This is a genomic window from Alteromonas sp. MTD1 (assembly GCF_042848195.1).
GTDB lineage: Bacteria > Pseudomonadota > Gammaproteobacteria > Enterobacterales > Alteromonadaceae > Alteromonas.
In genome coordinates this window covers 135,847-150,459 of record NZ_BTGG01000003.1, presented here as the reverse complement: position 1 = coordinate 150,459, position 14,613 = coordinate 135,847, and the positions used below count along the sequence as shown (strand labels likewise).

At 45.6% G+C, this 14,613-nt stretch carries 9 protein-coding genes; 6 read left to right on the top strand and 3 right to left on the bottom strand.

Annotated elements, in window-relative coordinates; translation table 11 throughout:
• The first annotated feature begins 390 nt into the window (after positions 1–390).
• The 6 genes from ACGHAV_RS05095 to ACGHAV_RS05070 all read left to right on the top strand — a co-directional run bounded on the left by ACGHAV_RS05095 (position 391) and on the right by ACGHAV_RS05070 (position 9,189).
• Positions 391–1,071, top strand: coding sequence for a GntR family transcriptional regulator (locus ACGHAV_RS05095; RefSeq protein ID WP_390377812.1), 681 nt, complete (start codon positions 391–393; stop codon positions 1,069–1,071).
• Positions 1,072–1,136: 65 nt separating this feature from the next.
• Positions 1,137–2,012: a methylisocitrate lyase gene (gene prpB / locus ACGHAV_RS05090; protein ID WP_159626627.1), complete on the top strand. Its 876-nt coding sequence runs from the start codon at positions 1,137–1,139 to the stop codon at positions 2,010–2,012.
• Between the two features lie 214 nt (positions 2,013–2,226).
• Positions 2,227–3,351 carry a 2-methylcitrate synthase gene (prpC, locus tag ACGHAV_RS05085; RefSeq protein WP_390377318.1) on the top strand — a complete coding sequence of 375 codons (1,125 nt, stop codon included), beginning with the start codon at positions 2,227–2,229 and terminating at the stop codon, positions 3,349–3,351.
• 18 nt (positions 3,352–3,369) lie between these two features.
• Positions 3,370–5,961, top strand: coding sequence for a Fe/S-dependent 2-methylisocitrate dehydratase AcnD (gene acnD, locus ACGHAV_RS05080; protein WP_390377315.1), 2,592 nt, complete (start codon positions 3,370–3,372; stop codon positions 5,959–5,961).
• A 716-nt stretch (positions 5,962–6,677) separates the two neighbouring features.
• Positions 6,678–7,859, top strand: coding sequence for a 2-methylaconitate cis-trans isomerase PrpF (prpF, locus tag ACGHAV_RS05075; RefSeq protein WP_390377312.1), 1,182 nt, complete (start codon positions 6,678–6,680; stop codon positions 7,857–7,859).
• A gap of 85 nt (positions 7,860–7,944) precedes the next feature.
• Complete coding sequence (locus tag ACGHAV_RS05070) at positions 7,945–9,189, top strand: diguanylate cyclase (RefSeq protein WP_390377309.1); 1,245 nt, start codon at positions 7,945–7,947, stop codon at positions 9,187–9,189.
• Between the two features lie 44 nt (positions 9,190–9,233).
• Here ACGHAV_RS05070 and ACGHAV_RS05065 read toward each other — a convergent pair whose 3' ends face one another.
• From ACGHAV_RS05065 to arcB, 3 genes are all read right to left on the bottom strand, one after another.
• Complete coding sequence (locus ACGHAV_RS05065; RefSeq protein ID WP_390377306.1) at positions 9,234–10,886, bottom strand: PH domain-containing protein; 1,653 nt, start codon at positions 10,884–10,886, stop codon at positions 9,234–9,236.
• Positions 10,883–11,446, bottom strand: coding sequence for a PH domain-containing protein (locus tag ACGHAV_RS05060; protein ID WP_390377304.1), 564 nt, complete (start codon positions 11,444–11,446; stop codon positions 10,883–10,885). The genes ACGHAV_RS05065 and ACGHAV_RS05060 overlap by 4 nt, the downstream gene beginning before the upstream one ends.
• Before the next feature lie 124 nt (positions 11,447–11,570).
• A complete protein-coding gene (arcB, locus tag ACGHAV_RS05055) occupies positions 11,571–13,925 on the bottom strand; it encodes an aerobic respiration two-component sensor histidine kinase ArcB (RefSeq protein WP_334013708.1) in 2,355 nt (784 codons plus the stop codon).
• Positions 13,926–14,613 lie beyond the last annotated feature (688 nt).

The window sequence follows — 14,613 nt, the reverse complement described above, 5'->3', positions numbered from 1 at the left end:
AGTAAAATATTGCACTTTCACTGAAAAAAAATTGAATATTTAGACTAATTGGTTAGATTTTACACGTTATTAACAACACCTCAAAAAAGCAAAAATTAATCAACAATATTAGCTACTTAACTTAAATTTTACAATTCACTTCCTTTTCAAACCACAAAAAATCACCACTGACCAATCGGACAATTTTTGAACTCATGCACTCTTCAGTAAATCTTCGGAGAAAACACATATTCCTTCTATTTCTACGCACGTGTAGTTAGACCAAAGGAAGTTTGAAAGCACAAACAAAATTTTTCCTGCATTAATCTTTTCAAAAACGCATTTTGTCGACAATAAAGCCAAGATCACTTGAGTTAACCAACAATAAAGCCTATATTGTCGACATTAATAATGAACGGCCAAGACGACGTGCTTTCAAATAACGAACAAGCCATTACCAATGCCGACAAAACCTTTTTCAAACTTAGAAAGGATATCGTTGAGGGCATAATCCCCGCTGGCAGTAAGCTTAGCGAAATGGAATTGTCGACAAAGTACGAAGTAAGCCGCGCCGTCATTCGGGAAGCAATCAATCGCCTTGCCACCTGTCATTTAGTGGAGCGTAAGGCAAACGTGGGGGCACGCGTAGTGGCGCTGTCACCCGAAGGTCTAATTCAGCTATATCAAGTGCGCGAAGCGTTAGAAGGTATGGCCGCGCGATTAGCCGCCAGGTATATGACTGACGAAGAGATTGCAGATATGCAAGCACTGTTAGACAGCCACTTCGACAAAGTAAAAGACAGCCATAGCTATTATCAAGAAGCTGGCGATGTAGACTTTCACTACAGAATTGTAACTGGCAGTAAGAACGATCATCTAATAAGTGTGCTTATCGACGGACTCTATCATCTTGTGCGCATGTATCGCGTGCAGCTAGGTATGGCAGGCCCTCGAGTCAGCACCGCATTTGACGAACACCGACACATCGTAAACGCCATTGCCAATCGCGACGAAGAACTGGCTGAAATGCTGATGCGACGCCATATTCTTTATTCAAAAAACAACATAGAAAAGAAGCTAAATAATGCATAAACATGTAGCAGCTTCTTTTTATCAAATTCACCTCTACCCTACTTTCAAATAAGCGAGTGATTATCATGAGTGCAGGAAAGAAATTCAGAACCGCGTTAGAGAACAATAAACCTCTACAAATTGTAGGCACTATTAATGCCTATACCGCCATGATGGCAAAAGCCATTGGTCATCAAGCCATTTACCTATCTGGTGGCGGCGTAGCCAATGCATCATACGGCCTACCTGATTTGGGTATGACGTCACTTAACGACGTAATTGCAGACGTACAGCGTATTACAAGCGCTTGTGACCTACCGCTAATGGTGGACATCGACACGGGCTGGGGCGGCGCATTTAACATTGCTAAAACCATTCGCGATATGGAAAAAGCAGGCGCAGCAGCGGTGCATATGGAAGACCAGGTAGCCCAGAAACGCTGTGGTCACCGTCCTAACAAAGAAATTGTTAGCACAGAAGAAATGGTAGACCGCATTAAAGCCGCGGTAGATGCTAGAACTGATCCAGACTTTTTTATTATGGCGCGAACCGACGCGTTCGCACAAGAAGGTTTAGACAAAGCCATTGAACGTGCAAAAGCCTACGTAGCAGCAGGTGCTGACGGCATATTTGCAGAAGCAGTTCAAACTGAAGAGCACTACCGTGCATTCTCAGAAGCATTAGACGTACCTATCCTTGCCAACATTACTGAGTTCGGCAAAACCGAACTATGGAACAAAGAAGAGCTTGGCGAATGGGGAGCAGACATGGTGCTTTACCCACTAAGTGCATTCCGCGCCATGAATAAAGCAGCAGAAATGGTGTACAAATCTATACTTGAAAACGGTGACCAAAAAGCCGTTGTCGACAGCATGCAAACACGTATGGAATTGTACGATTATCTTGGCTACCACGAATACGAGCAAAAGCTAGATGCCCTATTCGCCCAAGGCAAAAATTAGAACCAATACGACCCAGCTGTGAACGAGTGGGGTGCGAGGCACCATTGGATCGGGAGCGATACGCAGGGCGTTACCACGCCGTGAACCCATCCATGGGGGCTCCGCCCCCACTCTCTCGGTGCCTCGCACCCCACTCAAAGCTGAGTATTTCGCTTTTTATTTTAAATAGAGTTTTTAAGTACCTTACAAATTACACAAGACCGGAGACAACAAGATGGCTAAACAGTTAAGTGGCGCGGGTTTACGCGGCCAAGTTGCAGGTAAAACAGCATTATCAACCGTGGGTAAATCAGGTTCAGGTTTAACGTATCGTGGTTACGACGTAAAAGACTTAGCGCAAAACTGTCAATTTGAAGAAGTAGCGTACCTTATTCTAAAGGGCAAGCTACCTAACCAGTCTGAGCTGGACGCTTATAAAACCAAGCTTCGCGGCATGCGCGGCCTTCCGACAGCACTAAAAGAAGTGCTAGAGCGCATTCCAAAAACTGCTCACCCAATGGACGTACTGCGCACAGGTTGTTCAATGCTGGGTAACCTTGAAATGGAAACCAGCTTCGACCAGCAGCAAGACGTGACAGACCGTATGTTGGCGTGTTTCCCAAGTATTATCTGCTATTGGTACCGCTTCTCGCACGACGGCGTGCGCGTTGACGTTGAAACCGATGACGATTCAATTGGTGGTCACTTCCTTCACATGCTTCACGGCGAAAAACCACGTGAACTGCACGAGCAGGTAATGCATGTATCACTCATTCTATATGCAGAGCACGAGTTTAACGCGTCTACTTTTACTGCGCGTGTTTGTGCATCAACGCTATCTGATATGCATTCTTGCGTAACCGGTGCTATCGGTTCACTGCGTGGTCCACTTCACGGTGGCGCTAACGAAGCCGCTATGGAAATGATTGAAGGCTTCACTTCACCTGATGATGCCGAAGAAAAAATGATGGGTATGCTTGAGCGCAAAGAGAAGATCATGGGCTTTGGTCACGCGATTTACTCTGAGTCTGACCCGCGTAATGAGATCATTAAGCAATGGTCTGAAAAGCTAGCTGCCGATGTGGGCGACGACGTGCTTTACCCTGTATCAGTTCGCTGTGAAGAAGTGATGTGGCGCGAGAAGAAGCTTTTCTGTAACGCTGATTTCTTCCACGCGTCTGCGTACAACTTTATGGGCATTCCTACGCCGCTATTTACGCCAATTTTCGTAATGTCTCGTCTAACAGGTTGGGCGGCACACGTTATGGAACAGCGTGATGACAACCGTATTATTCGTCCATCAGCAGAATACACAGGCGAAGAACTACGCCCAGTGCCAGCTATTAGCGAACGCGCTTAGGATTAAGGTTGGGGTTTTATGAATATTGATTACCGTAAACCGCTTCCAAACGCGGGTATCGACTTTTTCGATACCCGTGAAGCGGTAGATGCTATTGAACCAGGCGCCTACGCTAAGCTGCCTTATACGTCGCGTGTACTAGCTGAAAACTTGGTGCGCAAATGCGCCCCTGAAATGCTAACCGATTCGCTTAAACAGCTTATATATCGCAAGCGCGACTTAGATTTTCCGTGGTTTCCTGCTCGCGTGGTGTGTCACGATATTTTAGGCCAAACGGCACTGGTAGACTTAGCGGGGCTTCGCGATGCTATTGCAGCAAAAGGCGGCGATCCGGCCAAGGTTAACCCAGTAGTTCCAACGCAACTGATTGTGGATCACTCGCTAGCGGTAGAACATGCTGGCTTCGAGAAAGACGCGTTTGAAAAGAACCGCGCTATTGAAGACAGACGCAACGACGACCGTTTCCACTTTATCAACTGGACGAAAACCGCGTTTAAAAACGTAGATGTTATCCCTCCGGGTAACGGTATTATGCACCAGATAAACTTGGAGCGTATGTCACCGGTCATTCAAGCTCGCGATGGCGTAGCATTCCCAGACACACTAGTAGGTACCGACAGCCACACGCCTCACGTTGATGCACTTGGCGTAATTGCTGTAGGCGTTGGTGGCCTTGAAGCGGAAAGCGTTATGCTGGGCCGAGCGACTTACATGCGTCTGCCAGACATTGTAGGTGTTGAGCTAACGGGTAAACCACAACCAGGCATTACCGCGACCGACATCGTATTAGCGCTAACAGAATTCTTGCGTAAAGAGCGCGTGGTATCTGCGTATTTGGAATTCTACGGTGAAGGTGCATCGCATCTTACGCTAGGCGACCGTGCCACTATCTCCAACATGACACCGGAATACGGCGCCACTGCCGCCATGTTCTACATTGACCAGCAAACCATTGATTACTTGCGCCTGACAGGGCGTGAAGAAAAGCAAATTGCCTTGGTCGAGCAATACGCCAAGCACACTGGTTTGTGGGCAGATGACTTAGCAACAGCAGAATACGAGCGCGTGCTTACGTTCGACCTTTCTGCCGTTGGTCGTAATATGGCTGGCCCTTCTAACCCTCACGCTCGCTTACCTACCAGCGACCTAGAAAGTCGCGGCATTGCTACGAAGTGGACAGAAGAAGAAGGCAAAATGCCTGATGGCGCGGTTATTATTGCGGCAATCACCAGCTGTACTAATACATCTAACCCGCGCAATGTTATTGCGGCAGGCCTACTTGCACGCAACGCAAACCAGCGCGGTTTAACCCGTAAGCCATGGGTAAAAAGCTCGTTAGCACCAGGCTCTAAAGCCGTTAAGCTTTACCTTGAAGAAGCTAACCTAATGAGCGAGTTGGAAGATTTAGGTTTTGGCGTTGTAGCATTTGCCTGTACTACCTGTAACGGCATGAGCGGCGCGTTAGATCCGAAAATTCAGCAAGAAATCATCGACCGCGACCTTTACTCTACAGCAGTGCTGTCGGGTAACCGTAACTTCGACGGCCGTATTCACCCGTATGCTAAACAAGCATTCTTGGCATCGCCGCCACTAGTAGTGGCGTACGCTATTGCCGGTACTATTCGCTTTGATATTGAAAAAGACGTATTAGGTACCGACAAAGACGGCAACCCAGTAACGCTTAAAGACATTTGGCCTAGCGACGAAGAAATTGATGCAATTGTAGCTAAGTCAGTAAAGCCGGAGCATTTCAGAAAAGTGTACGAGCCAATGTTCGACTTAAGCGTTGATTATGGCAAAGACATTAACCCACTTTATGACTGGCGTGAAATGAGCACCTACATTCGCCGCCCACCCTATTGGGAAGGCGCGATGGATGCCGAGCGCACCATGAAAGGTATGCGTCCGCTGGCTATTTTAGGTGACAACATCACAACCGATCACCTGTCGCCTTCAAACGCTATTCTAGCCAGCAGTGCAGCGGGTGAATATCTTCACAAAATGGGCTTACCTGAAGAAGACTTTAACTCGTACGCCACGCACCGTGGTGATCACTTAACCGCGCAACGCGCTACCCTTGCGAACCCGAAAGTGTTCAACGAGATGGTGCTTGAAAATGGAGAAGTGAAGCAAGGCTCTCTTGCGCGCGTTGAGCCTGAAGGGCAAGTGATGCGCATGTGGGAAGCCATTGAAACCTACATGAATCGCAGACAACCACTGATCATTGTTGCAGGCGCTGACTACGGTCAGGGTTCATCACGCGACTGGGCAGCTAAAGGCGTACGTCTTGCCGGTGTTGAAGTGATTGTGGCAGAAGGCTTTGAGCGCATTCACCGCACCAACCTTATCGGGATGGGCGTGCTACCGCTTGAGTTTAAACCAGGTACAACGCGCAAAACGCTTGAGCTAGATGGCACAGAAACTTACGACGTTAGCGGCGAACCGTCACCAGGAGCAACATTGACACTCGTAGTTAACCGTCAAAACGGTGAGCAGCTAGAAGTGCCAGTAACCTGTCGCCTAGACACTGCAGAAGAAGTCTCTATTTACAGCGCAGGCGGCGTATTACAGCGCTTCGCCAAGGACTTCTTGGAAGCCGAAGCTAGCTGATTGTGCTAGGAAGTACTGAGCCGGATACGGGACACGCCGTAAATACATCCATGCAGGCTCCCAATTCGCATCCATGCGAATTGAGGGTCCCGCACCCGACTCAGTACTTCCTTTGCTATCTAGCTGTTGGACGGAGGAAGTGAATTAGTCACAGGGCACGCCGTGAATACGTCCTTGTAGGCTTCCAACTCGCATCCTTGCGAGTTGAAGGCCCTGAAACTAATACACTCCCTCCGTCACTTGCATCAGCTAATTCAGTGAGAGATAAGTCAGCCACAGGGCACGCCGTAAATACGTCCCTGTAGGCTCCCAACTCGCATCCTTGCGAGTTGAAGGCCCTGAACCTAACTTATCTCTCCCCTATTAGAATCGTTTAGTAGTTTTGAGAAGGAAGTTGGTTGCGATTTGAAACCTTTCAGCCGAAAAGATGCGGCTGGGGAACTCACATGAATGTGTTCACAGCGTGTTTCAAATCGCAAACAACCTTACTTCTCTCCAGATAAAATGGTTTTTAATTGAAGAGAGCGTTGAGGCACGGTTGAAACCTACGGGGTTTCGACCTCCTCTCTCGAAAGAGTTAATTACTTTTGAGTGGAAGTTGGTTGCAATTTGAAACCTTCCAGCCGCAAGGATGCGGCTGGGGAGCGCACACGGATGTGTTCACAGCGTGTTTCAAATTGCAACCAACTTCCGCACACCACAAAAGAGGAAAAAACATGACAAAGTATGCGCCACAACTTCGAGTACCGGCTACCTATATGCGTGGCGGTACCAGTAAGGGTGTGTTTTTTAACTTAACTGATTTGCCAGAGGCGGCGCAGAAGCCTGGTCCAGCGCGTGATGCATTGCTGTTGCGTGTTATTGGCAGCCCCGATCCTTACGGAAAACAAACCGACGGTATGGGCGGTGCTACTTCCAGCACCAGTAAAACCGTGATTTTGAGTAAAAGTGAGCGTGAAGGCTATGATGTCGATTATTTGTTTGGACAAGTGGCTATCGACAAACCTTTTGTAGATTGGAGCGGTAACTGCGGAAATCTAACCGCAGCCGTTGGGGCGTTCGCCATTAGCAATGGCCTTGTTGATAAAAGTAAAATTCCTGAAAACGGCGTTGCCACCGTCAATATTTGGCAAGCTAATATCAACAAAGCCATTATTGCTAAAGTACCTATTACCAATGGTGAAGTACAAGAGACTGGCGACTTCGAACTAGATGGTGTTACCTTTCCTGCCGCAGAGGTTGAAGTGGCCTTTGTTGACCCAGCCGATGGTGAAGGTGCTATTTTCCCAACAGGCCGGTTGGTGGACACGCTTGAAGTATCGGGGGTTGGCTCACTTCAGGCAACCATGATTAACGCAGGCATTCCTACCATCTTTATTAACGCTGAAGACATTGGCTACAACGGCACTGAACTACAAGACGATATAAACAGCGATGCTGAAGCTTTGGCAAAATTCGAAGCTATTCGTGCGCATGGTGCGGTTCAAATGGGCTTGATTAACGATGTAAGCGAAGCGGTAAATCGCCAGCATACTCCTAAGGTCGCGTTCGTTGCCCCACCAACGGGCTATAAAGCCTCTAGCGGAAAAGACGTGCTTGGTTCAGATATTGATGTATTAGTGCGAGCGCTTTCTATGGGCAAACTGCACCATGCCATGATGGGCACGGCTGCGGTCGCTATTGCTGCAGCAGCAGCTATTCCGGGAACCTTGGTCAACCTTGCCGCGGGCGGAAAAGACAGAGAATCAGTCACATTTGGACACCCTTCTGGCACACTTCGCGTAGGTGCAAAGGCTGCGTTTGAGAACGACAAGTGGAATATCAACCAAGCAGTAATGAGTAGAAGCGCACGTGTACTTATGGAAGGGGTGGTTCGCGTTCCGCCAGAACAGCTTTAAACTTAAGTATAAAAAGCCCTTCGAGCGAGGGCTTTTTCGTCTATTCTTCGCTATTATCAGCGTCCACGGTAATTGAGTAGTTCGCATGTATAAAGTTCTAGTAGTTGAAGACAGTATTACTGTTAGAAAGATAGTTAATAAGCTGATTGAGGATAATCCTCATTTCACATGCGACCTTTGCGAAGACCTTGCAGAGGCTAGAAGTGCACTAGAAAGCGGTACTGACTACCTTGCTGCTATTGTCGACCTTAATCTTCCTGATGCCCCCAACGGTGAAAGCGTAGAGCTTGCGTTGTCATACAACGTGCCTACCATTGTGTTAACAGGGAACTTCGATGAGTTCACTCGTGCTCAGCTGCTCGACCAAGGCGTACTCGATTACATCACCAAAGAATCTCGCTACTCATACCTACAAGTGTCTAAGCTGGTCGATAGACTTCGTAAAAACCTCACCACTAAAGTGTTAGTAGTAGAAGATTCTAAAACCAGTCGAAATCACATTTGCTCACTGTTAAGTAAATTTCAGTTTCAAGTGCACCAAGCAAGCGATGGTCTTGAAGCCCTTGAGGAATTAGAGCAGCATCGCGATATTAAAATGGTCATTGCTGACCATCGCATGCCGAATATGGACGGCTATGAGTTAGTTAAGGCCATTCGTCATGAAAGACGTATGCAGGACTTAATATTCATTGGCTTGTCTGCCACAGGTGACAGTGTATTAACATCGAAGTTTATTAAAAGCGGTGCTAACGATTTTCTTTCAAAGCCGTTTTATCACGAAGAGTTTTACTGCCGAGTAATGCAGAACTTAGAATCACAAGAAATGATTCAAACCATTCGCGACTCAGCAAACCTTGACCCGCTTACCAAAGTCTACAACCGACGGTTTTTGTATGAAAAAGCCGACGAACTTTTCGCTAATAAAACGTCAAGCGACAAAGTGATTGTGTCGATGATTGATGCAGATAACTTCAAAAATGTGAACGATACACTCGGTCATAAGACCGGCGATGTATTACTCCAAGAGTTCGCAGCGCTATTAAAAGATTACTTCCCAGATGACTTAATTGTGCGTTATGGCGGTGAAGAATTTACTGTCGTATCAGTGCGCCCTGCTAAAGTGTATCTAGCCGCGCTTTCTGCCTTTATGGATGCGGTGCGCAACACTAAATTTACCCACCACAAATTTAATATCACGTGCAGCATTGGGGTATGTGCCGAAGAGCATAAATGTTTGGAATCACAGCTTGAAGTGGCCGATGCGCGTTTATACAAGGCTAAACACGCAGGCAAAGACCAAATTATTGCTCGCGACGAAACCGCTGCGTAGTATTTTTACAAGTTGGTGTAAGTGCGTAGGCATAGCCTACACGTTTACATCCACGATTTGCGTGTAGACTCTACTTCATGCAGCACGCTATCAGCGAGTGTATTTACATACTCCTCCGGTAAGAATGGTACCGTAACCGCACCAGATGCCAACACGAACTTTATCGTGGCGAGTTTCTTTCGCTTCATAAATACGCTTTGCTTTATCATTACCTGCTGCACCTTGTAAGGTTCGAAGCACAGGTAATCCACACCTATTCGCCCTCTTCTTACGTAAATATAGCGACTGTCAAACGCAATGCCCCATCGCCACCAGCGAAGCACCAATACCAGGCTAATAAAGCAAAAACCAGTAGCAGATATCAGCATAATATCTAAATGCGCTGTTAATGCTCCTACTACAAATGCAAGCAAAAACGGTGCGACCCAAGCCGCAGCAAGCCAAAATAATATAAAGCGCTTGCTGATACTTTTGTAGGTTTGCTGCTGAAAATTACAGTGTGGGAACACTTCGCGACTTAACGCAACAGACTCCGCCTCTGTCACAGAGGGCACGATGAGTTTGTTTGGCGACATTAATTCTTGAATTTGCTGCCCTGCGGTACTGTTTTGCTCAAAATACAAATTAACGCGCTTTAGCAGCTTATCTAGCCAGTCTTGCTTTGCAGTAATCATTTGAATGCGTGAAGCGCGCATGCTTACTTCTAGCTTATTCAAAAGGCCACTTCTACGAATGTAACGATCGTTTGACCGCGACAACGTATAGCCGTAAAAAGTAAACAATGCACCACCAACGCTTAGTAGCGCCATGGCTGCCATTATCATCATAAGTACGACAAAGGCATAAAGACCAAACTGCCACCATGCTATGGTTTGTTCACCTACAATTTGATTTAACTGCAGCCCTTTTTCAGCCAACCATTCAGAGATAAAACCAAACACATCGTCGTAGAATGGAGCCGCCGCACCTAAAATAATCCATACGCGATTATTGGTCACACCGTGAATAACAATATCCCCAATGGAGCGACGATTTAGTACTTCTTCATTGGCATCTTCATCTTGCGATGAAGTTGTCTCAGCACGCTCAACCGTGTCCACCGACGCCAGTGCGTCTGTCGAGCCTGTATTTACCTTGCAATTTGGATCAGTGCTTTGCTCATTCGCATTGTGGTTTTCTTTCTCAAATAGCACACGTTTCTTTAATGCGTGAGCGTAAGACAGCGGAACAGCCACAATTTTAGCTTCTTCTTTACCACTGCCGGCTGTGTCTAACACGACTAATGCGTAACCGAAGGGACGGTAGTAAAACGGGAGTTCTATTTTTACATTTTGAATACGCCACAACGGCAAGTTGGTATAGCGACGCTGGAACACACCGTTATGAATTTCAACATGCTGGTTGTACACACGGAACTTATACATAAAAAAGCTTACAACGCCGCTAAGCGATGTGAGTAACAACACACCCGCAATAGCAGCATAAGTTTTTGGCGACTGAAGATTGTCTAGAATGTTAAATGTCACCGCCATCGCAGGAATAAGATAAATAAGCCCCTGCGCCATTCCCATAATGTTACGTACTGTAAAATACACGATAGCAATAAGTGATAAGCGCTGCCATTCGTCGCCCGTTTCTACTTTTACAATACGTTGAGGCGTTGCATTCTCTAACGCGGCTGCTGGTTCATCCATCATCGTGCACTCACGTCTTTATGATCAAGAATGAACTGCCTGATTTTCTGCGCTTTCTCTAATTCCAAACCTGGTATTTCGAAGGTGTACATCTCACCACCCGCCGAGAACACCTGAAGTGATGCTAGACCCGCCCAACGTTCAAGAGGTCCACGGTTCAACTCAACATGCTGTACGCGTAATATTGGTTGGCAAGAAAGCTTTCGAAAGATAAGCCCAGATTGCTTACTGACATCCTGCTCTCTTACCGCGTAAGTAATTTTTGTGTCTGCGAAAAAATGATAGGTGGCCCATAAAAATGCCAAGCCGAAAATTACACTGCAGATGTAAGGGTAAGCAAACACCAAATCTTCGGGAAGCTCAAACAAAGGTTGAAAGCGAAGTGCGGTTACAATTGATAGCAATACAAGTGCAATTGCGCTTATTGCCGACAGATTGATTATGCGATAGCGTCTTGAAATAGGGGTTAACGCTAATTCTTGAAGCCGAGGTAACTCGCTTGTTTGAATGTGTTTATTAGAGAACACCGTGGCACTTCCTTCTGAAATCATTTCGTTGTGCATTATTTTTGCTCCTATTTTGTCTCTCTTGCTTTATGGGCAAGAAAAAAGGGCTAATGCCCTTTTTTACACGCTTTTTTAAATTGTTTTTAAAAAAGCTTTGAAAGTTGTAACGCAAGGCTATGCGTTAGTCATCAACTTGTTGTTCGTTCAACCAATCGTGAAGTGCCTTCATATCGTGCTGTACCGCCATCTGTAGCTCTTCAACCCAATCGTGAACGTTCTCCCACCATGTTGGGTGATCGCCCTGTTGAATCTGATTAGCAATGCGTTGAACTCTAGCTAGGCCAACTGAGCCTGCTGCACCTTTAATCTTGTGCGCCTCAGAGCATACATCTGACTTTTCATCAGCACTTAAGCTAAGCTGCAAAATTTCCATGTACTCTGGCATCTTCTCTTGGAACACTTTTACGCTAGCACGCACCATTTCATCCCCTATGGTATCCACTAACATCTGCAATAAGTCCATGTCTAAAATGTTACTTAATGTTTTGTCGGGCTCAGGGCGGTCCAGCTCTCCATCTACCTCAAGTGGTGCAGGAGGCGCGTGGAACAGTTCATTAAACACCTCAATAACACGGGACTTTTTGATTGGCTTAGCAATAACGTCGTCCATGCCGTTTTCTAAGTACTCGTCACGTTTCTTAATAACGTTAGCCGTTAATGCCACAATAGGTGTTTGCATAACAAGGTCTTCTTCAATAAGCGTACTTGCTACGTCGAAGCCCGTCATGTCAGGTAGCTGTATATCAAGCAAAATTAGGTCGTATTGATTAGCACGGGCTTTATCAATCGCTTCTTGACCTGTCATGGCGACATCAACCTTTTGACCTAGCTTTTCAAGCAGGGCTTTTGCCACCATTACATTCAGCTCAATATCTTCAACTAACAAAATGTTTAAGCCTGTAACTTCTAATTGCGCTACCTTCATCGGGCTATTCGATATTTGCACTGGTAGTACAATTTCAAAGCGGGTACCTTTGCCTACGCGACTTGAAACATGAATTTCACCTTTCATCAAATCTACCATTTGCTTACAAATGGCAAGCCCAATGCCGGTGCCTGTTGCCGACTGATGGTCGGGGTGATCGACCTGATAGTACATGGCAAAAATCTTGTCGATTTCACTTTCGGGTATACCTACACCGGTATCTTCTATAATAAAGGTCACATACGATTTATCGCCATCAGGCTTTGCTGCCGATACCGATAAACTAACGTGCCCTTTTTGCGTGAACTTCACTGCATTAAACAAGATGTTCCACAGAATTTGGCGCAAGCGGGTACCGTCTACTTCAACCAAACGCGGTAACGGTTCGTTAATGGTTGTTTTAAGCTCAAGCTGTTTATCTGCTGCTAGTAAGCGAATAATACTGCTAAGTTCTTCTGTAAAGTCTTTTAGCGATACCGTTTTAAGGCTTAGCTCAAGTTTGTCGCGATCTAGTTTATCTAGGTCGATAATGTCGTTGAAAATGTTGCCCAGCGTTATCGCACTTGCGTAAATCGTACTTACCCAACTAAATTGTTCGTCACTTAATTCGGTATCGCGCAGCATGCGGCTTAACCCAACAATTCCGTTTAGCGGTGTTCTTAATTCGTGGCTAATTGTAGCAATAAAACGCGTTTTATCCGTGCTGGCTTTTGCCGCTGCATTTTCGGCTTGCTTGCGCTCGGTCATGTCACGACCAAACGATAGTAGTCCTAAACGGTTACCTTCTTTATCGAAAAACGGTACTCGCTTCATTTCGAAGTAACGACGTCTACCGTCGGCGAAGCGCAGCCATAATTCCTCGGTAATGCTGGCGTTGCTTTCTAGTACTTCGTGGTCACTAGCTACAATTTGGCGAGCCAAGTCTTCCTCGTAAACGTCTTTCGGCGTGAGTCCAAGAAGCTCTTGCTCGGTTTTTCCTGTCATTAGCTCCGCTATACGGTTACAACCGGCAAAGCGGCCTTCTTCGTTGCGGTAGTAGATAAGGTCAGGCGACGCATCAATAATAGAGCGTAGCAGCGTTGATAAGCGCCTCGCTTGCGCTTCTTGTTCTGACTTGTCTTGAATTTCTTTTTCTAAGTCTTTAAATAAGGCTTCACGCTCTTCCTGTGCTTGCTTTCTTTGCTCAATTTCGTGGTTAAGCTGACGAATGTTGCTTTGTAGTTCTCGATTCAAAAACACATCTTCTTCGCGCAAGCTTTCAAGCTGGCTTACCACTTCTTTTAAGTTGGTACGTGAATTTTCAAGCTGCTTGATAAGTTCACTAAAAAAATACAGAACCCAGGGCGCTGAGAGCATTGTTAGTACAACAGCGCTGATAAAGTCGTCGGGTTGCACTTGGCTGCCCATGCTTACGCGAATAACGTAAGAACCGCCAAGCGTGAAGAACAGTGACAAAACAACAAAAAGGATACTGAGCTTTAGCGTGCCAAAGCGTTGAACAAACTGAGCAAAGCGAATTGCCCAAGAATCATTGGGTGAGTCTGAATGCATGTATGTCTAACTTAAACCTAATATATTTGTATCCTATCAGGCTTTAGCATATTCACAAACGACAGTGTCGTTTTCGACAAAGTATTGAATTTATTTTTGTGCACATCCACAAGTAGCAATAACTGCATTCGCGGCAACGTTTTGACCTTCGCAGTTTGCTTTAGTGAATAATTATTTTCTCAAAAATAATCAACACCATTTACTTTAGAATAAATTTCATACAGCAATCTACAGCAATAAGAGAACTGGAACCCATTCTTTACAATTAGATAAAAATACAACGCAAACCACCATTGACAACATAAAACAGCATTTTTAAAGCATAGTTATTCAATCAAGCTTTCTACTTGAGAGTAATTATCATTTAAAAAACAACATATCTTTTCGTTAATAACTTAATAACATATTGCTTACAAAATAGATTTAATGAATTTAAATCATTGAATTTAAATAAATTAATAAGAGTTATACTAATTCTCTAGGTCACTTCTTCTTTTAGCGATTGATTTTAAATTTTTATGTGGGTATTTTGTACGGCCCGCATCGCAATAATGCATAAAAATGCGGAAAGACTGGAATCCTCTAATAATAAATAAACGACAAGAAAGGCGCAGGCCACACGCAATAACGCGTTTGAGCACAATAGACGTCTAACCATGTTGTGATACGCAAACCTCAGCGCATCTAC